Annotated in this window: 27 protein-coding genes; 19 read left to right on the forward strand and 8 right to left on the reverse strand. The window is 64.7% G+C overall.

Features of this window, described 5'->3' with window-relative positions:
• Positions 1–71: 71 nt before the first annotated feature.
• Positions 72–413, reverse strand: a complete 342-nt coding sequence (gene erpA / locus MMG94_RS01370) for an iron-sulfur cluster insertion protein ErpA (RefSeq protein WP_016918931.1) — start codon at positions 411–413, stop codon at positions 72–74.
• Here erpA and MMG94_RS01375 point away from each other — a divergent pair.
• The 14 genes from MMG94_RS01375 (at position 412) to serS (ending at position 15,136) form a co-directional block, all read left to right on the forward strand.
• The gene (locus tag MMG94_RS01375; RefSeq protein ID WP_016918930.1) at positions 412–1,686 is read left to right on the forward strand and encodes a deoxyguanosinetriphosphate triphosphohydrolase; all 1,275 of its coding nucleotides are present in this window, start codon (positions 412–414) and stop codon (positions 1,684–1,686) included. The two genes, erpA and MMG94_RS01375, sit on opposite strands and share 2 nt — an antisense overlap.
• 146 nt (positions 1,687–1,832) lie before the next feature.
• Complete coding sequence (locus MMG94_RS01380; protein WP_020372416.1) at positions 1,833–4,034, forward strand: multicopper oxidase family protein; 2,202 nt, start codon at positions 1,833–1,835, stop codon at positions 4,032–4,034.
• 81 nt (positions 4,035–4,115) lie between these two features.
• Positions 4,116–5,897 (forward strand): arginine--tRNA ligase, encoded by a 1,782-nt coding sequence (gene argS, locus MMG94_RS01385; protein ID WP_016918928.1) that lies wholly within the window; start codon positions 4,116–4,118, stop codon positions 5,895–5,897.
• A gap of 78 nt (positions 5,898–5,975) precedes the next feature.
• Positions 5,976–7,259, forward strand: a complete 1,284-nt coding sequence (locus MMG94_RS01390) for an SPOR domain-containing protein (protein ID WP_016918926.1) — start codon at positions 5,976–5,978, stop codon at positions 7,257–7,259.
• 112 nt (positions 7,260–7,371) lie between these two features.
• Complete coding sequence (nagZ, locus tag MMG94_RS01395; RefSeq protein ID WP_016918925.1) at positions 7,372–8,376, forward strand: beta-N-acetylhexosaminidase; 1,005 nt, start codon at positions 7,372–7,374, stop codon at positions 8,374–8,376.
• Positions 8,377–8,489: 113 nt separating this feature from the next.
• A complete protein-coding gene (locus MMG94_RS01400; RefSeq protein WP_016918924.1) occupies positions 8,490–8,837 on the forward strand; it encodes a hypothetical protein in 348 nt (115 codons plus the stop codon).
• A gap of 62 nt (positions 8,838–8,899) precedes the next feature.
• Positions 8,900–9,256: a hypothetical protein gene (locus tag MMG94_RS01405; RefSeq protein WP_016918923.1), complete on the forward strand. Its 357-nt coding sequence runs from the start codon at positions 8,900–8,902 to the stop codon at positions 9,254–9,256.
• A 106-nt stretch (positions 9,257–9,362) separates the two neighbouring features.
• Complete coding sequence (locus MMG94_RS01410) at positions 9,363–9,890, forward strand: Uma2 family endonuclease (RefSeq protein ID WP_244415244.1); 528 nt, start codon at positions 9,363–9,365, stop codon at positions 9,888–9,890.
• A 215-nt stretch (positions 9,891–10,105) separates the two neighbouring features.
• On the forward strand, positions 10,106–10,915 hold the full coding sequence (locus tag MMG94_RS01415; RefSeq protein WP_016918921.1) for a segregation and condensation protein A: 810 nt from the start codon (positions 10,106–10,108) through the stop codon (positions 10,913–10,915).
• A 12-nt stretch (positions 10,916–10,927) separates the two neighbouring features.
• Positions 10,928–11,677: an SMC-Scp complex subunit ScpB gene (gene scpB / locus MMG94_RS01420; RefSeq protein WP_016918920.1), complete on the forward strand. Its 750-nt coding sequence runs from the start codon at positions 10,928–10,930 to the stop codon at positions 11,675–11,677.
• A 217-nt stretch (positions 11,678–11,894) separates the two neighbouring features.
• On the forward strand, positions 11,895–12,110 hold the full coding sequence (locus MMG94_RS01425) for a twin-arginine translocase TatA/TatE family subunit (RefSeq protein ID WP_016918919.1): 216 nt from the start codon (positions 11,895–11,897) through the stop codon (positions 12,108–12,110).
• Positions 12,111–12,251: 141 nt separating this feature from the next.
• Positions 12,252–12,794: a twin-arginine translocase TatA/TatE family subunit gene (locus MMG94_RS01430; protein ID WP_016918918.1), complete on the forward strand. Its 543-nt coding sequence runs from the start codon at positions 12,252–12,254 to the stop codon at positions 12,792–12,794.
• Positions 12,791–13,579 carry a twin-arginine translocase subunit TatC gene (gene tatC / locus MMG94_RS01435; protein WP_026016092.1) on the forward strand — a complete coding sequence of 263 codons (789 nt, stop codon included), beginning with the start codon at positions 12,791–12,793 and terminating at the stop codon, positions 13,577–13,579. Before MMG94_RS01430 ends, tatC begins: the two co-directional genes overlap by 4 nt.
• Before the next feature lie 225 nt (positions 13,580–13,804).
• Positions 13,805–15,136, forward strand: a complete 1,332-nt coding sequence (serS, locus tag MMG94_RS01440; RefSeq protein WP_016918916.1) for a serine--tRNA ligase — start codon at positions 13,805–13,807, stop codon at positions 15,134–15,136.
• Positions 15,137–15,149: 13 nt separating this feature from the next.
• Here the strand turns inward: serS and MMG94_RS01445 are convergent, their stop codons facing one another.
• The 3 genes from MMG94_RS01445 to ruvC all read right to left on the reverse strand — a co-directional run bounded on the left by MMG94_RS01445 (position 15,150) and on the right by ruvC (position 16,951).
• Entirely contained in the window at positions 15,150–15,722 is a 573-nt protein-coding gene (locus MMG94_RS01445; RefSeq protein WP_016918915.1) for a methyltransferase family protein, read from the reverse strand.
• Positions 15,723–15,804: 82 nt separating this feature from the next.
• Positions 15,805–16,425, reverse strand: coding sequence for a Holliday junction branch migration protein RuvA (gene ruvA, locus MMG94_RS01450; RefSeq protein WP_016918914.1), 621 nt, complete (start codon positions 16,423–16,425; stop codon positions 15,805–15,807).
• Positions 16,426–16,438: 13 nt separating this feature from the next.
• A complete protein-coding gene (ruvC, locus tag MMG94_RS01455) occupies positions 16,439–16,951 on the reverse strand; it encodes a crossover junction endodeoxyribonuclease RuvC (protein ID WP_016918913.1) in 513 nt (170 codons plus the stop codon).
• 101 nt (positions 16,952–17,052) lie between these two features.
• On the opposite strand from ruvC, the gene MMG94_RS01460 reads away from it, so the two are divergent.
• Positions 17,053–18,180 carry an acyltransferase family protein gene (locus tag MMG94_RS01460; protein ID WP_016918912.1) on the forward strand — a complete coding sequence of 376 codons (1,128 nt, stop codon included), beginning with the start codon at positions 17,053–17,055 and terminating at the stop codon, positions 18,178–18,180.
• A 112-nt stretch (positions 18,181–18,292) separates the two neighbouring features.
• Here MMG94_RS01460 and MMG94_RS01465 read toward each other — a convergent pair whose 3' ends face one another.
• Together MMG94_RS01465 and hcp are read right to left on the reverse strand one after the other, a co-directional pair.
• A complete protein-coding gene (locus tag MMG94_RS01465) occupies positions 18,293–19,321 on the reverse strand; it encodes a 2Fe-2S iron-sulfur cluster-binding protein (protein ID WP_016918911.1) in 1,029 nt (342 codons plus the stop codon).
• Positions 19,322–19,554: 233 nt separating this feature from the next.
• Positions 19,555–21,219: a hydroxylamine reductase gene (hcp, locus tag MMG94_RS01470; RefSeq protein ID WP_016918910.1), complete on the reverse strand. Its 1,665-nt coding sequence runs from the start codon at positions 21,217–21,219 to the stop codon at positions 19,555–19,557.
• An 85-nt stretch (positions 21,220–21,304) separates the two neighbouring features.
• On the opposite strand from hcp, the gene MMG94_RS22075 reads away from it, so the two are divergent.
• Positions 21,305–21,784 (forward strand): hypothetical protein, encoded by a 480-nt coding sequence (locus MMG94_RS22075; RefSeq protein ID WP_425272278.1) that lies wholly within the window; start codon positions 21,305–21,307, stop codon positions 21,782–21,784.
• Between the two features lie 40 nt (positions 21,785–21,824).
• Here the strand turns inward: MMG94_RS22075 and proB are convergent, their stop codons facing one another.
• Positions 21,825–22,952 carry a glutamate 5-kinase gene (gene proB / locus MMG94_RS01480; protein WP_016918908.1) on the reverse strand — a complete coding sequence of 376 codons (1,128 nt, stop codon included), beginning with the start codon at positions 22,950–22,952 and terminating at the stop codon, positions 21,825–21,827.
• A gap of 136 nt (positions 22,953–23,088) precedes the next feature.
• Here proB and MMG94_RS01485 point away from each other — a divergent pair, with 136 nt between their 5' ends.
• Together MMG94_RS01485 and MMG94_RS01490 are read left to right on the forward strand one after the other, a co-directional pair.
• Positions 23,089–23,469 (forward strand): DUF2147 domain-containing protein, encoded by a 381-nt coding sequence (locus MMG94_RS01485; RefSeq protein WP_016918907.1) that lies wholly within the window; start codon positions 23,089–23,091, stop codon positions 23,467–23,469.
• Between the two features lie 70 nt (positions 23,470–23,539).
• Positions 23,540–23,884 (forward strand): hypothetical protein, encoded by a 345-nt coding sequence (locus MMG94_RS01490; protein WP_154420096.1) that lies wholly within the window; start codon positions 23,540–23,542, stop codon positions 23,882–23,884.
• A 10-nt stretch (positions 23,885–23,894) separates the two neighbouring features.
• On the opposite strand, the gene MMG94_RS01495 is transcribed toward MMG94_RS01490, so the two are convergent.
• Complete coding sequence (locus tag MMG94_RS01495; RefSeq protein ID WP_169315512.1) at positions 23,895–24,185, reverse strand: hypothetical protein; 291 nt, start codon at positions 24,183–24,185, stop codon at positions 23,895–23,897.
• A gap of 121 nt (positions 24,186–24,306) precedes the next feature.
• Here MMG94_RS01495 and MMG94_RS01500 point away from each other — a divergent pair, with 121 nt between their 5' ends.
• Positions 24,307–25,179 carry a phytanoyl-CoA dioxygenase family protein gene (locus MMG94_RS01500; RefSeq protein WP_016918904.1) on the forward strand — a complete coding sequence of 291 codons (873 nt, stop codon included), beginning with the start codon at positions 24,307–24,309 and terminating at the stop codon, positions 25,177–25,179.
• Positions 25,180–25,320: the final 141 nt, after the last annotated feature.

Below are 25,320 nucleotides of genomic sequence, written 5' to 3' on the forward strand. Positions count from 1 at the left end.
TAGCGCCAGTTTACGACATTTGGCGATCGCATCGTAACGACGCGTCCGGGAGGCGGGGCGGCGCGAGGGCGTCAGAGCGAGAAGCTCGCGCCGCAGCCGCAGGAGGCGGTGGCGTTCGGGTTTTCCACGCGGAAGGACTGGCCCATCAGATCGTCGATGAAATCGATTTTCGCGCCGGCCAGGAAGCCGATGGAGGCGGGATCGATGGCGACGCGCGCGCCGTCGCGCTCGACCAGCGCGTCTTCCGCGCTGGCCGAGGAGTCGATGGCGAATTGATACTGGAAGCCGGAGCAGCCGCCGCCGTCGACCGAGACGCGGAAGACCGAACCGGGCGCTTCCGTCGAGAGAAGCGCGGCGATCCGCTTCGCCGCCTGTTCGGTGAGCGCCACTTCGCTGATCGCCGTTTCCGTCATGCTTCGTCCTTCGCCGTTCTTGCTTCCGCCGGGTCTCGCGGTCTATGGCGGCAAGATAAGCCCGCCGGACGGGCCTTTCAATGACGGGAGCCCGACCGTGGCGCTGCGCCAGCCCCTCGCGCCTTACGCCTGCGACGCGACAAATTCGCGTGGACGCCTCTTCGCCGTCTCGCCTTCGCCGACCCGCAGCGAGTTTCAGCGCGATCGCGACAGGATCATCCATTCCACGGCCTTTCGCCGTCTCGCCCACAAGACGCAGGTCTTCGTGCCGCTCGACGGCGATCATTTCCGCACGCGGCTCACACATACGATCGAGGTGGGGCAGATTGCGCGCGCGCTGGCGCGGGCTTTGGCGGCGGACGAGGATCTGGCGGAAGCGGTGGCTCTGGCGCATGATCTCGGCCACACGCCTTTCGGCCATGCCGGCGAAGAGGCGCTGGAGACGTGCATGAAGCCCTATGGCGGCTTCGATCACAACGCCCAGGCGCTGCGCGTCGTCACGCTGCTCGAGCGCCGCTACGCCGATTATGACGGGCTCGACCTTTGCTGGGAGACGCTCGAAGGCATCGTCAAGCATAATGGGCCGCTCGCGGGGCCGAAGGCGCTGCGTCCGCTGCCGCGCTATGTCGCGGATTTCGACAAGGCCTATCCGCTCGAACTCGCCACCTTCGCGAGCGTCGAGGCGCAGGCCGCGGCGCTCGCCGACGACATCGCCTATCTTGGGCACGACATAGATGACGGCCTGCGCGCCGGGCTTTTTTCGCTCGACCAGATCGGCGCCGCCTCGCCCTTCGTCGCAGCGCTGCTGGAGGAGGTCGCCGCGAAGCATCCGGGCCTCGAACGCGGCCGCGTCATCCATGAATTGGTGCGACGGATCATCACCCGTTTCGTCGAGGACGCGATCACCACCGCGAAGGCGCGCCTCGGACGCCATGCGCCGCAAAGCGCCGGGGCGCTGCGCGGGGCCGACGAGGCCATGGTCGCCTTCTCGCCTCGGATGACGGAAGCCGAGCATGAGCTGAAGCGTTTTCTCTTCACGAACATGTATCGCCACGCGCGCGTTCTCGACGTGTGGGAGCGCGCATGGGACGCGATTTCGCGGCTTTTTCCCGCCTTTTTCGACAAACCGGCGCTCATGCCGGAGGAATGGGCGATCCGCGCATCGTCTGGCGAGGGCGAGGGCGAGGGCCGGGCGGTGGCCGTCGCAGATTACATCGCCGGAATGACAGACCGGTACGCCTTGCAGGAAGCGAAGCGGCTATTTGGCGCATGAGCGCAGTATTGAGGCGGTTCAAGAGCTGGGCCTAAACTTTCGTGCGGTCTTTGTTATCCCAGGTTCTCCGCGTGCGTCCGCGCACATTTTCGACGCGTGGATTTATCGATCGTCCGGAGTCGCTTTCTTTCACGGAGGAATTTGCAATGCTGCTCAAATTCGAAAATCATCTGCCGCTCGCGGCGCTTGACGTCGTATCGACGGGGCAGACCAGCGCCTGGGGCTGCGTGACTTTTTCGGCCGAAGCCCGCAGCGTCAAACTCACCGACGCCATCGCCGCCCCCAAGGATCCTAACGCATGGTGTTACATCCGTAGCGGGTCGCCGCAGGAGCGTGCGGACAAGCTTGAAAATTATCTTGGCCCGGTCATCAACGTCACGCGAGGCCGGCCGCTCAAGACGGTTTGGATCAACAGGCTTCCGTCCATGACGCCCGCAAAGGCGGGCGACGCGCGCGCGCTCGCCATGCCGCCGATCAATCCGTTCCCCATGGAATTCGGCGAGAAAGTCGCTCAATTCAAATCGATGAATTATTCGCTCGGAGTCGTCACGCATCTCCATGGCGGAAAAGTACAGGCTACGTCCGACGGTTGGCCTCTGCATCCCGCGAGCTATGACGGCAACCCCTTCTTTTTGCCGTCGTATCGGCAATATCTGTATCCGAACGACCAGCGCGCGGCGATGCTCTGGTTTCATGACCACGGGATGGACAACACAGCCCCGCAAGTGCATGCCGGCCTGGCCGGGCTCTATTTCGTCCGGGATGAATCCGACGCCGAGATTTTCCATTTGATCGGAGGAGAGGCGCAGGAATTGCCGCTCGTGATTCAGGACCGGTGGTTCGCCGAGCCGTCGGCGCAATTTCCCGCCTTCACCGCATTCGATTACAGAAAGGGCGTCCCCCTCGCCGACAATCCTGACGGCGGCCGCCCGGAATTTCTTGGCGGCGTAATTGTCGTCAACGGGCGGCCCTGGCCGCATGCGCATGTCAATCCGAACGTCTACAGGCTCAGGCTGCTCAACGGCTCCAACGCCCGCACTTATGCGCTGACGATCGCGGATCCTTCCGCAAAGTCTGGCGGAAAAGTTTGGCGCGGCGATCTCTTGACTGCGATCGGCAACGATGGCGGCCTTCTCTGCGAGGCTGCGCCGGTTGGGGAAATGCAATATTTGCTGCTCGCTCCGGGCGAGCGACTGGACGTTCTGCTCGACCTAACCTCCGTGCCGCCGGACACCGATCTTCACCTCGTCAATCTCGCTCTCGCCGGATACGATCCGCAGAAGCCGGAGGATGCGGGGATCTTCCAGACAGACGACGAATCCGTCGTCGCGCCGGGGGATGAAGCGGCCAAGCTGATCGCCTATGACGCAAATACTTTCGATGCGGCCGAGCCTTTGGCGCATGTTCTATTGTTCCAGGTCAGGGCTGAGCCGCATGATCACGGCGGGTCGGATCATTCGAAAGCGCCAGCGCCCGAACTGGCCATTGACGCGCTGAACGGGATTTTGCGCCGTTACGCCGCCGACGAGAGCTTCCATGCGCTCCCCGGCGCGCATCCCCAGCTGGCGCCAAATCCCGTCAACGCCCAGGTGGCGCGCAACAGATTTGTATTGCTCATGAACAACACGGCGGGGCTGGGAGGAGCCTCGCCTCATACCCGCGGCCCATGGCGCGACACTCAGATGTGGGAATTGCGGCCCGCAACCAATCCGGCGAGCGATCAATCCGTCTTTTCATTGCCCTTCGACGCCCATCTCGGCGATCCGTCGAGACGCGGAGAGACCGCCGGCCCCGTCGCCTATCAGGTTTCCCGGGCTTTTTTCTTTGAGCCCGAGGACCCGGCTCCGCCGCACGCGCCGAGAAACGAGGATCCGCTTTGGGGGATTGCGACCGAAAACGCCAATCCAGCCGGCTTCCCGCCGGTTTTCCGTTATCCTCACATATACAGGAATCAGCCCGCGTCGGGACGCAAGGTCGCCAAGCCGACGGAGGGAACCTATGAACGGTGGTACGTAGCGAATATCGGCAACGACTTCAGCAATCTCGGCGCGAAAAAGCCGGATATGCATCCCTTCCACATGCATCTCGTGAACTTCGTCGTTCTCAAGCGCTGGAAGGTAAAAGATGGCGGCAATCAATTCGAGGAGACGACCGGCGGCCGTCCCCTCGATTTCGACGGGGTGGCGCGGCACGACACAGTGCGCGCGCAATCCAACGAGCTTCTTGAGCTTCTGGTGCATTTCCCGAGAGGTTATACAGGCCGCTATCCCTATCACTGCCATCTCGTCGAGCATGAGGATATGGGGATGATGCTGCATTTTGAGGTTCAGCCGCGATCGCCCCGCTGAGCCGGCTGCGTCCGGGCGAGGATGCATTCGTGCGCGGGGTCTGCTAGACCCGCGCGCGAAAACCCGTGCAGCCGGACCTCCATGAACATTTTCGACCTCTTCCACGCCCGCATCGCTTCGATCCTCGAATGCCTCCAGTCCGGCGGCCGTCTTCCGCCGCTCGATCTGTCGCGCTTCGTCGTCGAGCCGCCCAAGGATGCGGCTCTGGGCGATCTCGCCTGCAACGCGGCGATGGTCTACGCCAAGGAGGCCAAGGCCGCCTTCGCCAATCCGCGCGAATTCGCGGTCGCGATCTGCTACGCGCTGGCGGAGTCGGAGGGAGTCGCCACGGCCGAGGTCGCCGGTCCCGGCTTCATCAATATTCGCCTGAAGCCGGAAGTCTTCTCGCAGGTGCTGCGCGCCGCGCTGAGCGACCCCGAGAATTTCGGCCGCGTCGAGAAGGGCCGGGCGGGCGCGCTTCAGGGCAAGGTGAATGTCGAATATGTCTCCGCCAATCCCACCGGCCCGATGCATGTCGGCCATGGCCGGGGCGCGGTCTTTGGCGACGCGCTCGCCAATCTGCTGGCCTTTTCCGGCTGCGAGGTGACGCGCGAATATTACATCAACGACGCCGGCGCGCAGGTGGATGTGCTCGCCCGCTCCGCCTTCATGCGCTATCGCGAGGCGCTCGGCGAGACGATCACGATTCCGGAAGGGCTCTATCCCGGCGATTATCTCAAGCCCGTGGGCGCGGCGCTGGCCGAGACCCATGGAAAAGCGCTGCTCGACAAACCGGAAAGCGAATGGCTGCCGATCGTCAAGAACGCGGCCATCGACGCGATGATGGACATGATCCGCGACGACCTCGCCGCGCTCAACATCCGGCACGAGGTGTTTTTCTCCGAGCGGACGCTGCATGATCGCGCCGCCGGGCCGTCGCCGATCGATCGCGCCATCGACTGGCTGCGCGAAAAGGGGCTCGTCTATGAGGGGCGCCTGCCGCCCCCGAAGGGCCAGGCGCCCGACGATTGGGAAGATCGCGAGCAGACGCTGTTCCGCTCGACCGACTTCGGCGACGACGTCGATCGCGCGCTGAAGAAGTCAGATGGTTCGCCGACTTACTTCGCCGCCGACATCGCTTATCACAAGGACAAGATCGACCGCGGCTTCGACACGCTGGTCGATGTCTGGGGCGCGGATCATGGCGGCTATGTGAAGCGCATGGGGGCCGCTGTCGCCGCGCTCTCCGACCGCAAGGCGACGCTCGACGTGAAGCTCTGCCAGCTCGTGAAGCTGATGCGCAATGGCGAGCCGGTGAAGATGTCGAAGCGCGCCGGCGATTTCGTCACGTTGCGCGAAGTGGTCGACGAAGTCGGCGTCGACGCCGTGCGTTTCATGATGCTCTACCGGAAGAATGACGCGCCGCTCGATTTCGACCTCGCGAAGGTCATCGAGCAGTCGAAGGACAACGCCGTCTTTTACGTGCAATACGCCCATGCACGGGCGAAATCCGTGCTGCGGCAGGCCCTCGCGGCTTTCCCGGACCTCGACGTCTCGCTTGCGAGCCTCGCCAAGTCCAAGCTGGAATTACTCACCGACGAAGGAGAATTGCAGCTTTCGCGGACGATCGCCCAATATCCGCGCGCGATCGAGGCGGCGGCTGCGGCGCACGAGCCGCATCGCGTCGCCTTCTATCTGCATGAATTGTCGAGTGTTTTCCATGCGCACTGGAACCGCGGCAAAGATCAGCCACATTTACGCTTTGTTATCTCAACCGAGAGAGATTTAACGAGCGCCCGGGTCGCTCTGGTTTTATGCTTAACCGTCGTCCTGGGGTCGGGCCTTAGACTTCTCGGCGTGAGCGCCCCCGACGAAATGCGTTGACGCGCGTGCCCCGGCTGTCCGCCGCCGCGCGACGCTTTGCGATAGGCTCCGCGAACGGGAAGACGATCGAGGTGGATCATGCGTGAATCGTCCGTCAGAGGCCCTGCCATCGACCTCTCGGAATTCGAGCGGCGCATGCGGGGAGGGGAGGCGCCGAAGGCCGCCCCCAAAGCCGATCCATTGAGCGAACTCGCCCGGCTGATGCAGGGCGAGCAGCCCGAGGCCGATCCGTTCGGCGAATTGCTGCCGGATCCGCGCGCGCAGCGGGCCGTCCCGCCGCCGACGCCGGAATGGGACGCGCATCTTCGCGGCTCATATGACGCCGCGCCCGAGGTTCGCCACCACGACGAACCCCAGCGCGCGCATTACGCGGAGTCGGACGCCGCCTATCAGGATCAGGCCTACGACGACTCACAGCGCTATGCGGATCAGCAATATGACCCTGCCTATCATGGCGGCGCCGAAGGCGGCTGGGGCGACGATTCGCAATATCTCGACTACGGCGCGGAGGAAGAGCCCGAGGCCCAGCGCGGCGGCGTGCGCAAATTCCTTCGGCCGTGGCACGCGGTCGCGGCTGTAGCCGTGGTCGCCGTGGGCAGCATCGCCTGGGGCTTCATGCATCGCAACGGCGGGTCCGGCTCCAAGGAGATCGCGATCATCAACGCGCCGGAAGGCCCCGTGAAGGTCAAGCCGACCGCCGAGGCCGATCAGGAGGCGCCGAACGCCAATGGGGCGGCGGTGCTGGACCGCAAGGACCCGACGCCGGTGAAGCAGATCGTCACGCACCAGGAGCAGGCCGTCGACCCGACGGTGGCGCCGAAGGTGGTGAAGCTCGGCAATGGTCCGGTGGACGCGCCGCACGAACCCGCGCTCGGCGCGCAGCCGAAGAAAGTGAAGACGGTGACGGTTCGGCCGGACGGCAGCCGCGTGGAAGACGCCGCGCCGCCGGCCATGGCGAAAAACGCCGCTCCGGCCGACCCCGCTCTGGCCAAGGGCGCGACGCCCAAGCCCGACGCCAGGACGGCGACGACGCCGGCCGCGAAGCCGAAGCCCGCGCCCAAGGTCGCCGCTGTCGAGCCGCCGCCGCCGGCCGCGGACGCCGCCGCGCCTGCTTCTCCCGCCGGCTCCTCGACCGGCGGATACGCCGTGCAGTTCGGCGCCGCCAATAGCGAGGAGGAAGCGCGCACGCTGCTCAAGACGGTCTCGGCCAAATATGGCGTCAAGGCCACGTTCAAACCCGCCAAGGTCGGCGACAAGACGGTCTATCGCGTGCGCGTCGCCGGCGTGAGCAAGGACTCGGCGAACGCCATCTGCAACAAGGTGAAGGCGGCGGGCGGCAACTGTTTCGTCGCGGGGAACTAAAGTCTTTCCGTCATTGCGAGGAGCGTAGCGACGAAGCAATCCAGAGCGGCCTTGTGGCTCTGGATTGCTTCGCTGCGCTCGCAATGACGGGTGATGTATTTGGGAGTTGTCAATGCGCGCCTTCATCTGCGGCCTCAAAAGCCTTTCACTCGACGCCGAAGAGCGCGCTTTTCTGCGCGACGCCAGCCCCTGGGGCGTCATCCTCTTCCGCCGCAATGTGGAGAGCCGCGAGCAGGTGGCCCGGCTGACCGCCGAGTTGCGCGACGCGCTTGGCCGCCACGCGCCGGTTCTCGTCGATCAGGAAGGCGGCCGCGTGCAGCGGCTCAACGCGCCGAACTGGCGCGCCTATCCGAGCGCCGCGCGTTTCGAAGCGGCGGGGGCCGACGCCGATCAGGCGGCGCGCTTCGCCTGGCTCGGCGCGCGGCTGATGGCGCATGATCTGCGCGAAGTCGGGATCGACGTCGATTGCCTGCCGGTGCTCGACGCGCCTGCGGAAGGCTCCCACGCCATCATCAGCGACCGCGCCTATAGCCGCGATCCGGCCCGCGCCGCGAAGCTCGGCCGCGCCGCCGCCGAAGGGCTCATGGCCGGCGGCGTCGCGCCGGTGATGAAGCACATTCCCGGACATGGCCGCGCCAGGGCCGACAGCCACCTCGAATTGCCCGTGGTCAATGCGAGCCGCGCCGAGCTGGAGGCCGTCGACTTTCCGCCCTTCATCGCCAATGCCGACCTGCCGATGGCGATGAGCGCCCATGTCGTCTACACGGCCATCGACGCTTCTGCGCCGGGGACGCAATCGAAGACGGTCGTGGGCGAAATCATTCGCGGCCTCATCGGCTTCGACGGCCTGCTGATGACCGACGATCTTTCCATGAAGGCGCTGACCGGGAGTTTCCGCGAGCGCGCGGAGCGCGCCATCGCCGCCGGTTGCGACATGGTTCTGCATTGCAACGGCGATCTCGCCGAGGCGGGCCCCGTCGCCGAAGGCGCGCCGCTATTGGCCGGCAAGGCGCTGGAGCGGGCGGAGAAGGCGCTGGCGTGCGTGCGGGACGTGGAGGCGTTCGACGTCGCAGGGGGCGTTGCGGCGTTCGAGACGGCGATGGCGATGGTTGGTTGAGCCTTCGACGCCGCCTTATGGAGCCATTGTCGCTTTGAATTTCCGGAATCTGAAACCGGCTTTCTGGCGAAACGATAAACGCATATGCTCCCATTTCTGTTGGAGCGCTTCATATGTCTCAACCTATTATAGAATTTTGGAACGAAACCCCAAACCCGGTGGTGAATCTGATGCCGCCCTCGACCGGATCGGCGGTCGTTTACGATCCCGGAAAGACGGTTAGGGGGCTGCTGAACACTGCCGAAATATGGGATTCCCCTTATGAACAAGCCATTATGGGCTGCGGGAACGCGGTGACGGGGCCGGGCGGATTTTTCTGGGTCTGGGATAATTTGAACGGCGCAATCCTGTATCAGCCCGCGGGCGTGAGAGAGCCGCAGTTGCTTACGCGATATAATGGGAATTCCGGGATCATAATGATTTATACGGCCCAGGGCCGGCTCAGCGGCCGCCAAGCCTGACGCGCTCTATATTTTGGGGCTGGTTTCGCAAAAGCGCTTCTTTAGCAGATTGGAAACAGATCATGGCGGCCGGTTACAAATGGATTGAAAACTATTCGCTCGCGCGGCTCGTCTTCCTTCGAAAACAGGTTGGAACCCTGCCCGCCAGTTGGGACGTGTCGACAGTCGATCCGGGCCAGCGCGCGAATGGCAGCGATATTTTCGCTACGGAGCCGGGCTTGCAGGCCTTTCTGGGATGCGGCCCCGCCGACAAGGGACCAGGGAGCTTTTATTGGGTGTGGGACGACGGGAATAACAACATCAAGGCTCAGTTATGGGGACATGAGCCCGTTACGCTCGTCACGCTCCGGGGCGGCGGGATCATTCCTGTTATCGTGCTGTACAACCGTGACGGCACGCTGGCGATGCGGCAGGCGTAAGGCTCCATGGCGGCTGATGGCGCGTTTGCCGCGTCCGTCATTGGCGCACGCCGCGCGGGCGCGCTATTATCCTCCCATGTCCGCCGTCGCCCTTCCGAAACAGCGCATGAGCGCAGAAGAGTTCCTCGCCTGGTCGCAGACCCAGGCGGGGCGTTATGAGCTCACGGGCGGGGAGGTGTTCGCGCAGGCGTCGGAACGCGCCGCGCACGCGAAGATAAAATTTCGGATCGCCATGGCTCTGTACGAGGCCGTCCGATCCAAAGGCCTGCCCTGCCATGTCCTTCCCGACGGCATGGCCGTGCGCATCGACGCCGACACGGTCTTCGAGCCGGACGCCCAGCTCTATTGCGGGCCGGAACTGCCGCCCGATACGATATTGGTCGAGAGCCCGGTGATCGTCATCGAGGTTCTCTCCCCCTCGACCGGCAAGAACGACGCGCTCGGCAAGCTCGCCGCCTATTTCCGGCTGCCGAGCGTCGCGCATTACCTGATCGTCTCGCCGGACCAGAAGCTGATCTTTCACCATGCGCGCGGGCAGGGAGTGACAATTCTGACGCGCATCGTCCGCGAGGGCGCCATTGCGCTCGATCCGCCGGGCCTGGAGATCGCGCTCGCCGACATTTATGGAGAGTAGACGCCCGGATAAAACGTCATCTCCACGGTTGAATCGACCGCCCTCGACGCCCTGCGGCCGTCTACGGGGAGTAGCTCGAGGGGTTATCCACCCCTCTATCTTGTGGATGATGCCTCCAAAGGCCCCGCCGCGCTTGCGGGGTCGCCTCAAAGCGCACAATCTCCGGCCGCTCAGGGTAAACAAGTGGTAAACTTTCCCGAGTCGCCGGAGAATCAATGGCCCAGGAACTCTCCTTCGATCTGTCGGACGAACCGCGCGAAGAAAGCGAAGCCTTTCTCGTGGACGTGGATGGTTTCGAGGGGCCGCTCGATTTGCTGCTCGAACTGGCGCGCCGACAGAAAGTCGATCTCTCCCGCATCTCCATCCTCGCTTTGGCCGAACAATATCTGGCCTTTATCGAGGCGGCGCGGCGGGTGCGGCTGGAGCTTGCGGCCGATTATCTCGTCATGGCGGCGTGGCTCGCTTTTCTCAAATCCCGCCTGCTGCTTCCCGAAGCGCCCAAGAACAGCGACGAGCCCTCGGCCGCCGACCTCGCCGCCGCGTTGGCTGAGAGGCTCAGGCGACTGGAGCTGATCCGTCTCGCGGCCGACAGGCTCACCCAGCGCGGGCAGCTCGGCCGCGACATGTTCCTGCGCGGCGGTCCCGAGGGGCTGGAGACGATCTCTCAACCCAACTATCAGGCGAGCTTGTTCGATCTGCTCTCGGCCTATGCCCGCCAGCGTCAGAAGACCGCCGTGACCCGCGTTGTGCTCCGCCAGCGCGCGGTCTGGTCGCTCGCCGAGGCGCGCGAAGCGCTGGAGCGGCTTGCCGGGGTCGCGGCCGAATGGACCGTGCTCGACGATTATCTGCTGCAATATTGCGTGGACATGCAGACGGCCCGCACCGTCCGCGCCTCCTCCTTCTCGGCCTCGCTGGAGATGGTGCGGGAAGGGCATTTCGACATGCGTCAGGACCGGCCCTTTGCGCCGCTCTGGCTGCGTCGCCGCCCGGAGACCCCGGCCCCGGCGCCCGAGACTCTCTTCTAAGGAGGACGCGCATTGGCGCAGCCCGCGGAAAAAATCGAACTTTTCGACGTCAATAGCGACGAGGCGCTGGCCCGCAACGAGGTCGCGCTGCGCGAGGCCGAGCGTATCGTCGAGGCGATGCTCTTCGCCGCCGCCGAGCCGCTGGACGAGACCGAGATGGAGCGGCGCGTCTCGGATGAGGTCGACCTGTCGCAGGCGCTCGAGCGGCTGAAGGCGCATTACGCCAATCGCGGCGTGAACCTCACCCGCGTCGGCAGGAAATGGTTTTTCCGCACCGCCGCCGACCTCAACTGGATTCTGGCCCGCGAGCAAGTGGAGGAGAAGAAGCTCTCCCGCGCCGCGCTGGAGACGCTCGCCATCATCGCCTATCACCAGCCCGCCACCCGCGCCGAGATCGAGGAAATCCGCGGCGTCGCCATTTCCAAGGGCACGCTCGACACGCTGCTGGAGACGGGCTGGATTCGCCTGCGCGGTCGCCGCAAGGCGCCCGGCCGGCCGATCACATACGGCACGACCGACGCGTTCCTGATGCATTTCGGCCTGGAGCAGATCGGCGACCTGCCGGGCCTCGACGAACTCAAGGCGGCCGGCCTTTTCGACGGCCGCCTGCCAAAGGGTTTCGGCGTGCCGCAGCCCTCCGACGATACGGCGCTGCGCGACGACGAGGACCCGCTGGAGGACGACGCCCCGCAGGCGTTGGAAATGGATTTCCCCGAGGAGCCGGAGCCGATCGAGGCGCCGGAGGCGTCGAATGACGATTGATGCGCTTCCTGCCCGCCTCTTGATAGGGGGCGGGGTGAAACGCCAGCGGGGGAGATTGTCCCGACGCTTGTCGTCTGCGGCTCGACCCCTCCCGCCGATTTTTTCCCCCCTCCGGGAAGAGATGAGGATTCCTATCATTCCGGTAGCTTGTCGCCTTGTTTTCGCGGCCCGGGCCGCATAGGTTCCCCGGAAGTTCTCGCATTCGGAGGTTTCCGCCATGGGCGGTTTGTCGATCTGGCACTGGATCATCGTCGGCGGAGTCGTGTTCATCCTGTTCGGCGGCAAGTTCAAGATCTCCGACGTGATGGGCGACGTCGCCAAGGGCATCAAGGCCTTCAAGAAGGGCATGGCCGAGGACGACGAGGCCCCGAAGGCGGTCGAGGAGACCCGCGCCATCGAGGCGGACAAGGCGGCGGATCGCAAGCAGGTTTAGCCTTTCACCCTCCCCTTGAGGGGGAGGGTCGCGCTGAAAGCGCGGGGTAGGGGTGGAGCCTCGACCCGCGCCGTCGTCACCCCATCCCGAAGCGCGTCGCGCTTCGACCCTTCCCCAGAGGGGAGGGTAGGGCTGTGCAGAATGTTCGATCTCGATCCCGGCAAGCTCATCGTCATCGGCATCGTCGCGCTTATCGCGATCCCGTCGAAGGATCTCCCGCGCGTGCTGCGCACCCTCGGACAGGCGACCGGGCGCATGCGACGCATGGCTGCGGAGTTCCAGGGCCAGTTCATGGACGCCATGCGCGAGGCGGAGCTCGCCGATCTCAAGAAGGAGATCGAGGAGACGAACAAGGCCATCATGTCGAGCACGAAGCTCGACGTCGCTTTCGATCCGCTGACCGAAGCGCGCAAGCAGATCGTCAGCGCGGTCGAGGGCGAGCCGAAGGCGCAGACGCCGCCCGAGGCGGTGACGGACGACGATCCGGACGACGTCATGGCCGCCTTCGGCGCGGCGCCTGTTCAGCTTCCCGAACCTCATCCTGAGGAGGCGCGTAGCGCCGTCTCGAAGGATCGTTCGGATGGCGACTCGGCCGCATCCTTCGAGACGGCGGCTTCGCCGCCTCCTCAGGATGAAGGCGTTGGATCGGGCGAATGCGGCGCTTCGGAGAAGCCAAGAGGATGAACGAGGCCGACGAAGCGGAGATCGAGGCCAGCAAGGCGCCGCTGATCGAACATCTGATGGAATTGCGCGAGCGCCTCATCAAGGCGCTTCTTGCGTTCCTCGCAATGTTTATCCTGTCCTTTTTCTTCGCGAAGGACATCTACAACATTCTCGTCATCCCCTATACGCAGGTCGCCGGGCCCGAGGCGAAGCTCATCTACACCGCGCCGCAGGAATATTTCTTCACGCAGATCAAGGTCGCGCTTTTCGCGGCGGCGTTTCTGTCCTGCCCGGTGGTGTTCTCACAGCTCTACGCCTTCGTCGCGCCGGGACTCTATCGCCACGAGCGCGCGGCGTTCCGCCCCTACCTTTATGCGACGCCCATCTTCTTCGCGCTCGGCGCGCTGGTCGTCTATTTCCTTGTCATGCCCAATTTGCTGCGCTTCTTCATCGGCATGCAGCAGGCGAACGAGCCCGGCAAGGCGCAGATCGAGCTTCTCCCGCGCGTTTCGGAATATCTCTCGCTCATCATGACGCTGGTGCTGGCCTTCGGCGTCGTCTTCCAGATGCCGGTGATTCTCACGCTGCTGGGGCAGGTCGGGATCGTCTCGTCGGAGTTTCTGAGAGAAAAACGCCGCTACGCCATCGTCATCGTCTTCGTCGTGGCGGCGATCCTGACGCCGCCAGACGTCTTCTCGCAGCTCGCGCTCGCTTTGCCGGGCATGCTGCTTTACGAGGCGTCGATCTATTCCGTGCGCATGGTCGAGAAGAAGCGGGCGGAGCAGGAGGCTGCGGCACAGGAATAAGCGGCAACGCGCCGCTTGATTCCGCCGCCCGCTCGCGGGAGAAGGGCTGTAGACGCCCCGCCGCATGGCCGGGCTTGTCCCGGCCAGCCACGCCTATGGCCGTCATTGCGAGCGAAGCGAAGCAATCCAGAGCCATAATGACGCTCCTGGATTGCTTCGCTTCGCTCGCAATGACGGAGCAGCCGCGTGGATAGGCCTTTACTTTCATACGCGCGGTAGCCCGACATGTACGACATCAAATGGATTCGCGAGAACGCCGAGGTCTTCGACACGGGCCGCAAGCGGCGCGGGCTGGAGCCCGTATCGGCGCGGCTTCTCGCGCTCGACGACGCGCGCCGCGCGGCCATCGCCGGCTTGCAGCAGGCGCAGGAGCGGCGCAACGCGGCGTCCAAGGAAATCGGCGCCGCGATGAAGGCGGGCGATAGCGCGAAGGCCGAGGCGCTGAAGGCCGAAGTCGCGCAGATCAAGGAAAACTGGCCGTCGCTGGAAGAAGCCGAGCGCTACGCCATCGCCGAACTCGAAAATGCGCTGTCGAGCATCCCGAACACGCCGCTCGACGCTGTGCCGGATGGCAAGGACGAGCACGACAATGTCGAAGCCCTCAAATGGGGCGAGCCGCGCATATTCGACTTCACGCCCAGGGAGCATTTCGAAATCGGCGAAGGTCTCGGCCTCATGGATTTCGAAGTCGCCGCCAAGCTCTCGGGCGCGCGCTTCGTTGTGAATAAAGGCGCGCTCGCGCGGCTCGAACGCGCGCTCGCGCAATTCATGCTCGATCTGCATACGGGCGAACATGGCTACATGGAAGTCGCGCCGCCGCTGCTTGTGCGCGACGACGCCATGTTCGGCACGGCGCAATTGCCAAAGTTTCGCGAGGATCAGTTTTCGGTGACGGCAGGTCGGCAGAGCGGACAGCCCGACCCGACCGCCGAGCCGCTGATGCCCGCAGCCGACTACTGGCTCATTCCCACCGCCGAAGTGCCGCTGACGAATCTCGTCCGCGAATCCATCCTCGACGAGTCGCAACTGCCGCTGCGCATGACCGCCGGCACCTATTGCTTCCGCGCGGAAGCCGGCGCCGCCGGCAAGGATACGCGCGGCATGATCCGTCAGCATCAGTTCTACAAGGTGGAACTCGTCTCCGTCACGACGCCCGAGCAGTCGCTGGAGGAGCATGAGCGCATGACGGGCTGCGCCGAGAAGGTCCTGCGGGCGCTGGCGCTGCCCTATCGCAAGGTCACGCTTTGCACGGGCGATATGGGCTTCGCGTCGCAGAAGACCTACGATCTCGAAGTCTGGCTGCCGGGGCAGGGAAAATATCGCGAGATTTCCTCATGCTCGGTCTGCGGCGACTTCCAGGCGCGGCGCATGAACGCCCGCTCGCGCGGCCCCGACGGCAAGCCGCGCTTCGTGCACACGCTCAACGGCTCCGGCGTCGCGGTCGGCCGCGCCATGGTGGCGGTGCTGGAGAATTATCAGGAGGCCGACGGCTCGGTGAGCGTGCCGGCCGTGCTGAGGCCTTACATGGGCGGGTTGACGCGGATCAGCGGGAAATAAGGGCGCTGACCGTTCAGCGCCGCGGCCCGAACCAGCGGTTCACCTTAGCGCAATAGGCGTCGAAGGCGGCGCCGTGCTTCTTGCGGAGCGCGGCTTCCTCATGCGGGACGATGAGACGGTTCATGCCCCACCAGTGGCCGTAGAGCAGCGCTGGCGCGGCGAGAAAAGCGAGGCAGGCGAAAGGATGGCCGCTCGCGCCGAGCCCGATGAGGCCCAAAGACCAGCACAGGTTCTGCAAGAGCGACATCACATAGACCGGGTTGCGCGAGAGGCCGTAGACGCCGCTCGTGACGAGCGTCTTGGAGCCGACGAATTCCCGCGCGTCGCCGCCGCGCCTTTCCAGATAGATGACGAGCAGGATCTTGAGGACGAAGAAAAGAACCCAGCCCATGGCGGCGAAGATCAGCGCCCTTGCGCCGCCTTCGGTCGGGTCGCCGAGGCTCAGGAGTATGAGCGTCGTCGCGGCGTAGGAGGCCGAGGCGGCGAAATCGACAAGGAAAATGCGGGAAAATTGCAGGTCCTGGCGGATGCGCCGAACGACGAAAGTCAGAATGGCGGAAGATTTGTTGTCGACGGACAAATTCATGAGGCGAAACCCCTGAAATGCGGGACGGCGACGCAAATTAGCGCGCGGGAGTTAATCTTGTGGAAGCGGGATTGCAGCGAATTCAGGTCTTCGCCAGCTCTTTTAGCCCCTGCCGGATCAGCGCGCCGGTCTCCGCGCCGTCGCCGAGCGTTTTCACGCTCGCCGCGACGGCGGCGGCGGCCTGCGGGCGGCCATAGCCGAGATTGACGAGCGCAGAGATGGCGTCGCGCACAGCCGAGGGGGCGTTCGCCTCTTCGTCCTGGCCCGCAAGCTTCGCCACGATCGGATCGACCGAGCCGAAAGCCGGGGCTTTGTCCTTCAGTTCCGCGACGATGCGCGCGGCGAGCTTCGGACCGACGCCGGAGGCGCGGGCGACCATCGCCTTGTCTTGCGTGGCGATGGCGGTTCCGAGTTCCGACGCCGAGAGGATGGAGAGAATGCCGAGCGCCACTTTGGAGCCGACGCCCTGAACCGTCTGCAACAGGCGGAACCAGTCGCGCTCGCTTTCGCTCGAAAAGCCGAAAAGCTTGATCGAATCTTCCCGCACCTGCGTCTCGATCGAGAGCGCCGAGGCCTCGCCGGGGCGCGGCAGCTTTTGCAACGTGCGGCCGGAGCAATGCACGACATAGCCGACGCCGTTCACGTCGAGGATGACGAAGTCCTCGCCATAGCTGTCGATGAGGCCCTTGAGTTTGCCGATCATGAATTCTTGCCGATCATAGCGCCGCCGCCGCCTTCAGCGCCCGGGCGCCGCGATGCTGGGCGTGGCAGATGGCGACGGCGAGCGCGTCCGCGGCGTCGGCGCTGGCGGCCTGACTCGTGGGCAACAGCACCCGGACCATCATCTGGATCTGCGCCTTCTCCGCATGACCCGCGCCGACCACGGTCTTCTTCACGAGATTGGCGGCATATTCGGCGATGACGAGCCCCGCCAGCGCGGGCGCCATCAGCGCGACGCCGCGCGCCTGTCCCAGCTTCAGCGTCGATTGTGGATCGCGATTGACGAAGGTCTCCTCCACCGCCGCCTCGTCGGGCCGGAAGTCGGCGATGACCTGCATCAATCCCTCGTGAAGCTGCCGCAGCCGGTTGCCCATATCCAGCGCGCCGTCGGATTTCACCCGACCGCAGGCGACGAAGGAGAGGCGCGAGCCCCGGGACTCGATCACGCCCCATCCGGTGTTGCGGAGGCCGGGGTCGATGCCGAGAATGCGAATCGGTGGGGTGGACATGCCGCAGATTAAGCGCGGCGGAGACGGAGAGGCTAGGGCTGCCACACGGCTCAGTCCGTGTTAGGTCGGAGCCTGACTTTCACCTCCAGGCGGGCGGCATCTTGTCGGACAAACGCTATCCGGGCCTTGACGGGCTGCGCGGCCTCGCCGCCTTTCTGGTGATCCTGCATCACACGGCGCTGAAGGGCACGGATATTGGCGGGCTTTCGGTCTTCCTCTTCTTCGCTCTCTCGGGCTTTCTCATCACCGGAATACTGGCGCGTCAGAGACGGGAAATCGAAGCGGGCCGCATGACGCGCCGCGAGGCGCTCGGCCAATTCTGGACGCAGCGGGCGCTGCGCATCTTCCCTGCCTATTTCTTCTGGCTCGCGGTCTTCCTGCCTTTCGACAGCCTGCTGTTCCACGGCCAGACGCTCGATCATCTGCTCTGGTATCTGCTTTACGCGCAGAATTTCCTCATCGGCTATGTGACGCAGGCCTGGGGCGACTTCACCCACACATGGAGCCTCGCGGTCGAGCAGCAATATTACGTCTTCTTCGCGCCTTTGCTCCTCGCCATGCCGGGCCGGCGGCACGCCCGCTTCTTCGCCGCGGCTATCGCCGTCTGCTTCGCCGCCGGTCTCGCGCTCGCCGCTTGCGGATTCGACCAGGTGACGCTTTACACCTCGCCCTCCACCGGTTTCGTTTTCATGGCGGCGGGCGGTTTGCTGGCGATCCTGCCGGCGGAACGGGGCTCATTCCTCGCCCGTCCGCAGATCGTCGTCGCGGCTTTGGCGGCGACGGCCTTTCTCGCTGTCTATCCGATGCTTGAGCGCGCCGAGTTCGTCCGTCTGCCTTACCTCCTTCTTATCGCCGCCTCGGCGGTGTCTCTTGCGACGCTGCTGAAAGCGACGCTCGCCGCGCCGCGCTCATTCGCGGTGCGGCTTCTGGAGAGCGCGCCGCTTCTCTTCCTGGGCAAGATTTCCTACGCCCTCTACATCGTGCATCTGCCCTTGTCCTATTGGGCGCATGAGGCGAGCGCGCTCGACTGGGCGGACGGCGTCGCGCGGGACCTTGTCGAATTCGCGTTCGTGACGCCGGCGTCGCTCGCTTTGGCGACGTTCTCCTATCACTTTGTCGAGGCGCCCTTCCTGAAGCTGAAAGCGCGCCTGAAATCGATGGGAACGCTCCGGCCGGGCGCGAAGGTGCGCCCCGCCGATCCTCGGCCTAGCGACCGGGCCATGACATAGGAAAAAGCGTCTCCGATCGCCGTGCAAGCGCGGCTTTCCCGCGAGGGCGGGCGTTTGGTTCCCCCGCATGCCGCGCTTCTCAGTCCGTCGTCTCGACCCTGCCGCCCGCCGCTCAGGCGGGCGTAAACTTTTCGCTGAAGATGCGGTCATGCGCGACGCCGCCGACGGCGCCGGCTTGTTCGGTCGCGGCGATCAGCGCGGGCGGACCGCAGACATAGATATCCGGGCGCTCCTCCGCCGTCGACAGCGCCTGAGCGAGCGCCGCGGCGGACGTGCCGACGAAGCCTCGCCACGCCGTTTCCGGCTTCCAGACACAGACGACGACATCGAGTTGGGGCAATGCCCGCTTCAGCGCGTCGAGCGCGTCTCGAGCGAAAAGCTCTTCGACGCGATTGACCCCGAAGAACAGGCGGCAGGGGCGCGGATCGGCGAATTCGGCCATTTGTCGAAGCATGGACAGCGCAGGCGCGAGTCCAGTTCCGCCCGCAACGAACCAGCGCGGCGCCGCGCTCGCCTCGTCGAGGGTGAACTGGCCCTGCGGCCCCTCAAGGAGCAATGTGTCTCCGATGGCGGCGCGCGTCCGGAGCCAGGTCGAAAAAGCCCCGTTCGGTTGAAGCCGGACGTAAAGCTCCAGCCTTCCATCCCAATTGGGCGCGTTGGCGAGCGAGTAAGAGCGGCCGATCGATCCGTCGGATATCGTCGCCTTGACAAATTGTCCGGCGGTGAATTGCGCCGCGACGCCAAAGGCCGGATCGTCTTCATATTGGAGCGCGAGACGCACGGCGCTCGAGCCGGCAGGCGTCATCTCGACGAGCGTTGCGCGTCGCTCTGGAAGCGCGGAGAAGCTGATCGCCGACTGGTCGAAGGGCGCGTGCAAAGCGAGATCGCTCCGCGCCTGTGACCGGCAAAGCAGAATGTCGCCCGCCGCGCGCTCCGCCTCGCCCAGCGCCGAGCTGCTATGGGACATGAGTTCGACGTCTCCGCTCGTGCGGCCGACGCGGCAGGCGCCGCAACCGCCCTCTCGGCAGGAGGAAGGGAGATAGATGCTGGCGCGTTCGGCGGCGTCGAGCAGCGTCTCGGACGGCTCGGCGTTGAAAGCGACCGTCGCGCCGTCGCGCGTAAGGAGATTGACCTTGAACATGTCTGGTTCCGGTTCGAGGGCCGTTCTACGGTAAGCTGGCCTCCTCCTTCGAGACGCAAGCTTCACTCGCTCCTCAGGATGAGGCCAGTGGACGCGAACTCCTCAGGAGGCAAAGGTTCGACTGGCTGAAGGAGCCCCTCATGCTGAGGAACCCGCAAAGCGGGCGTCTCGAAGCGCGAGGGGCGTCAGCGGGCATTGGGCCAACGCCCGAATCCGGGCGTTGGCCTGGATCGTCACGCCGCGCGGGCCAGTGACGCGGCGATATCCGCTTTGGCGTCGCCGACGGGTTGGATGCCGAACTTCTCGACCAGCACGTCGACCAGCGCCGGCGTGAGGAAAGCTGGAAGCGTCGGTCCCAGCCGCACATTGCGCACGCCGAGCGCGAGCAGCGTGAGGAGAACGGCGGCGGCCTTCTGCTCGAACCATGAGACGATGAGCGACAGCGGCAGTTCGTTGACGCCGACGCCGAAGGCTTCGGCGAGCTTCGTGGCGACGACCAGCGCCGAATAGGCGTCGTTGCACTGGCCCATGTCGAGCAGGCGGGGCAATCCGCCGATCGTGCCGAAGTCGTGCTTGTTGAATCGATATTTGCCGCAGCCGATGGTGAGGATCACCGTGTCGTCTGGCGCTTCGTCCGCGAAATCGGTGTAGTAGTTGCGGCCCGGCGCCGCGCCGTCGCATCCGCCGACGAGGAAGAAATGGCGGATCGCGCCGCTCTTCACCGCGTCGATCACCTTGTCGGCGACGCCGAGCACTGTGTCGCGCCCGAAGCCGATGGTGATCGTCTTCTCCGGCGCGTCCTCGGTAAAGCCCGGCAGCGCCTGCGCGGCCTGCGCAACGACGGAGAAATTCTCGTCGGCGATGTGGCGCACGCCGGCCCAGCCGACAGGCCCCGCGGTGAAAATGCGTCCGCGATAGCGCGGCTGCGGCTCGATGAGGCAGTTGGACGTCATGACGATGGGGCCGGGGAACTCCGCGAATTCCTTCTGCTGATCCTGCCAGGCGCCGCCGTAATTTCCTGCGAGATGCGGATAGGCCTTGAGCTTGGGATAGGAATGCGCCGGCAGCATTTCGCCATGCGTATAGACGTTGATCCCCTTGTCTTTCGTCGCCTCCAGAATGGCGTGCAGATCCTTGAGGTCGTGGCCCGAAACGAGGATCGCCTTGCCCTTGACCGGGGTTACGCGCACGCTGGTTGGCGTCGGCGCGCCGAAGGTTCCCGTGTTGGCGGCGTCGAGCGCCTCCATCGCGACGAAATTGGCGCGGCCAAGCGCGAGCGACTCCTCGAGAAGCGCGCCAATATCCTTTTCTTCGCGCGCGAGCGTGTCGAGCGCGCGTTCGACGGCTTCATAGATCGCCTCGCGCTCCTGCCCGAGGACGCGCGCATGATAGGCATAGGCGCAGACGCCTTTCAGGCCGTAGAGAATGAGCGAACGCAGGCCGACCGCGTCTTCGCCCAGGATCGCCGCGTCCTTGCGGACCGCCGCTTTCTGCGCCTGGGCGAGCAGGTCGGCCATGTCTTTCGCGGGGACGAAAGACGCGGGGCCGGACAGCGTTTCCGGCATGGAGGCGACGGCGCGGGCCGCGTTTTCGTAAAGCGCCCTGGCGCGGTCGCGGACGTCGCGCGCCTGCTGGATCAGCTCGACGAACTTGACCGCGTTGAAGTTGACGTTGGTGAGCGTCGTGAAGAAGGCGAAGAGGATGAAACGGTCGGCTTCGATATCCGTGGCGCCAAAGCGGCGCGCGCGATGCAGATATTGGCCGGCGCCCTCGCAGACATAGAGCAGGACGTCCTGCAGGTCGGCGGTCGCCGCATCCTTGCCGCACATGCCCTTTGCGCCTGCGCAGCCGGCGCCTTCATCCGACCGATAGGTCTGCTCGCATTGATAACAGAACATCCGATTTTCCTCCCGACGACGTCGATGTGGCGTCAAATCAGTATTAAGAATGCGTATTATGGGCGAAAAAAGTCAAGCCACGCGAATGTCGCGCGGCGTCACGCTTTCAGACGGGCAGATCGAGAGGGGGGAAAGCGGATGTTTTTTCGAGGCAATCCGCGAGAGTGAAGCGGTCGAGTTCCCTCAAAAATCCTTGTTCGGCGCGGGCCAGCATGCCTTTCAATCGACAGCGCGGCAAAAGCGCGCAGTTGCTGCCTTGCGCGCTGAAACATTCGACAAGCGGCTGGTCGTCGAGGCGTCGAATAATGTCGCCGATGCGAATGTCTCGCGGATCGCGCGCGAGCCGGACGCCGCCCTGCGCGCCGCGAATGCCTTCGAGATATCCGGCCGAGGTCAGTTCCTGCAGAACTTTCGCCATATGGTGTCGCGACACGCCGAAATGATCGGCGATCGCCGCCGCGCTCATGATTTCGGGGTTATGGTCGGCAAGGAGGATCAGCGCCCGCAAGCCGAAGTCTGTGAAGGTCGTCAGCCGCATGGCGAGAATCTAACACGGTATTCGTAATTCGGAAATATGCGTCAATTGGGAAACCATCCAGTCTACCTCACTCTCCCGCGAGCGCCATATCGTCGCGGTGGATGATCTCGTCCGGCCCCGTATAGCCGAGCAGCCCCTCGATCTCCTTCGTGGAGCGGCCGACGAGCTTCACGGCGTCCAGCACGTCATAGGTCACGAGGCCGCGGCCGATTTCGCCGCCGAGATGGTTGCGGATGACGATGCAGTCGCCGCGCGAGAAGGAGCCCTCGACGCGGGTGACGCCGGCCGGCAGCAGGCTCTTGCCGGCGCGTAGCGCGCGCTCGGCGCCTTCGTCGATATGCACGGCGCCTTTCGGCTCCAATGAGCCGGCGATCCATCTCTTGCGCGCCGTCACCGGATTGGACGGCGTCAAGAACCATGTGCAGCGCTCACCCTTGCGGATGCGCTCGATTGGCGCCTCGGCGCGGCCGTCGGCGATCACCATATGCGCGCCGCCCGTCGTCGCGATCTTCGCCGCCTCGATCTTGGTGCGCATGCCGCCGCGCGAATATTGCGAGGCGGCGCCGCCGGCCATGGCCTCGATCTCCGCCGTGATGCGCGGCACGATGCGCAGATGCCTGGCTCTCGGGTCCGTCGCCGGAGGGGCGGTGTAAAGCCCGTCGACGTCGGAGAGCAGCACGAGCAGATCGGCGCTCGCCATGGTGGCGACGCGCGCGGCGAGACGGTCATTGTCGCCATAGCGGATTTCCGCCGTTGCGACCGTGTCGTTCTCATTGATGACGGGGACCGCGCGCAGCGACAGAAGCCGATTGAGGCATTCGCGCGCATAGAGATAACGGCGGCGCTCTTCTGTGTCGCCGAGCGTGACCAGCACCTGCCCGGCGGTAAGGCCGCGCTCGTGCAGCGCCTCGGCCCAGAGGCGGGCGAGCGCGATCTGGCCCACGGCGGCGGCGGCCTGCGAATCCTCGAGCGGCAGCGCGCCATGCGGAAAGCCCAGAACGCTGCGACCCAGAGCCACCGCGCCGGAGGAGACGACCAGCACGTCGGCGCCGCCGCGATGCAGCGACGCAATGTCGTCGGCGAGCCTGATCAGCCAGTTCTGCTTCGCCGCCGCCGCTTTGGGGTCGACGAGAAGGCTCGACCCGACCTTGACGACGATGCGGCGGAAGGAGGCGATGTCGGGAATATTGGTCATAGCGGGGAGATGGGCGCGCCTTGTCACGAAGGAGGGCGAGAGTTAGCCCATGGGGCGAAGCAGGGCAAATGGATCAGCCGCCGCTTTGCAGTCTCGCAGAAGCTTCGGCGCGTAAATTTGGGAAGCGGAGGATCGGATGAGGAAGGTTGTGCGCGAGGTCTCGCTGTCGCTGCTATTCACGCTTGCCGGCGTGGGCTGCGCGCTTGCGGGCGATCCCACCGGCGTCTGGCTGCGCGAAGGCGGCAAGGCGACCGTGCGCATCTTGCCTTGCGGCGGCGCGCTTTGCGGGACGGTCGCTTCGGTGCGTGACCCCGACAGCCAGGCGAAAGTGGGACAACGCGTCTTTTACGGCATGACGCCTTCGGGCGACGACAAATGGTTTGGCCGCGCCTTCAATCCCGACGACGGCAAAACCTATTCCGGCGCGATGACGCTTTCGGGCGATCATCTCACCACCGCCGGCTGCGTGCTCGGCGGCCTGATCTGCAAGTCCGTCGGCTGGTCGCGCATGCGATGATCCTTCGCACTCGACCGTGTCATCATGGCTGGCGATAATGGCGGGCGACTCGGTTGGAAGGAGAGGCGGCGTGAAACATTTGGCCGGACTAATCGTCATTGCCGCAATTGCCGGCGCGCCGGAGCGGGCGGACGCAAGGCCGATCACGCTCAGCTGCCAGCATTCGGATAATGTCTACGCGGCGCCTTATACCGTGCGCATCGACGCGAACAACGCCATGCTCGTCATCAATGACGACGGGCGTACGGATGTCTACCCGATCGAATCCGTCAAGGATCAGAAGGGCGACCGGCAGGTGACGGCGGCGGGCAAGCTGCTGGATTCGCACGTCACCGTCAGTCTCTCCGGCAAAAAGCAGCTTTGGTACGCCGACGCCTTTACCGATCGCGTCTTCGCAATCGACTATTGCGACTGAGGAGAAAAGATCACTCCGGCTTTTTCGCGGTCGCGTCGGTCACGCATTTCTTGGTGAAGCTCTTCTTGGCCGCGCCTTTCAGTTTCTTTTCCAAGGCCGCCGCGTCGCAGGTCGTCGTGGCCGCGTCGCGCTCGCATTTCTTCATGAAGCTGTTCAGCGCGGCGCCGGCGAGCTTTTTGTCGGCGGCTTTCGCCGCGCAATCCGGCGCCGGAGCCGGCGCGGACGGCGTCTCCTGGGCTTGCGCGAGGGAGAGGAAGGAAAGGCCGAGAGCAAGGCCAAGGAAAATGGCGAGCTTCTTCACGACTGCCTCCGTGTTAAACAGGAACTCCTTGAACGCCGAGCGGCGTTCACGGAGCATAGGGGGCGTCGCAAGGCGCGGCAAGCCGCGTCGCGAGGCCCGCCAAGGGGAGCGAGGGCCATAAATGACGCTGACAGCCGAACTTCTGCCCGGCGTTCCCTTGATCGAAAGTCCGTTTTTTGAGCATGATCTGGCGACGCTTCCCGCCGAAATTCGATCCGTCGCGCGTCAATTGCACGATCGCGGCTATGCGATCATCGATTTTCCGGATGCGGATTTCGATCGCAAGGCCGAGTCGATCAAAGCGCGGCTCGCCGCGAGATTTGACTGGCGCGAGCCGGGAGCCTGCTCGGTCAGCGCCCGCGTTCAGGACGCCTGGCGGTTCGACGAGGATGTGCGCGGCGTCGCCTGCAACGCGTCCATTCTCGAGCTTCTCTCGACGCTCTACGGGCGGCAGGCCTTTCCGTTTCAGACCTTGAACTTCCCCGTCGGCACGCAACAGCCCGTTCACAGCGACCATATTCATTTCTGCTCGATCCCCGAGCGCTTCATGTGCGGCGTATGGGTGGCGTTAGAGGATGTGCATGCGGACGCCGGGCCCTTGTTTTACTTCCCCGGTTCGCATGTCTGGCCGAGCTATGGAAATGAACATGTCGGCGCCTCGCCGGACGCCGGGGCGGTGCTGAAATACATCCGGCTCCACGAAGCCATGCCCGAGAAATTCGGCGTCGCTCGCGAGACCTTCATTGCCCGCAAGGGGCAGGCGCTGATATGGGCGTCAAATCTCCTGCATGGCGGCGCCGCGCAAAACGATCTGACGCGTTCACGCTGGAGCCAGGTGACGCATTATTTTTTCGAAGGCTGCCGTTACACGACTCCTCTGAAAAACGACGTGCTGAAGGGCAGGATCACCAACCGCCGGGCGCTCGACGCGCGTCGCGCCGGCGGCGGCGTCATGACGCGGATCGCCGCAGGGCTCGCGCGATTGCGCATCTAGGGCCGGCGGCGGCGAAGGCGGCTGCCTGTTGCGTTTCTAATATCGTTTTTCTAGCATCGGGAGTTCAAATTTCGATAGTTACGCTGCTCTGCTTCAGACCTCAAAGTTCAGCCCATGCATTTCTCTTCGCGTCTTTTTTGA

Source organism: Methylocystis parvus OBBP (genome assembly GCF_027571405.1).
Taxonomy (GTDB): domain Bacteria; phylum Pseudomonadota; class Alphaproteobacteria; order Rhizobiales; family Beijerinckiaceae; genus Methylocystis; species Methylocystis parva.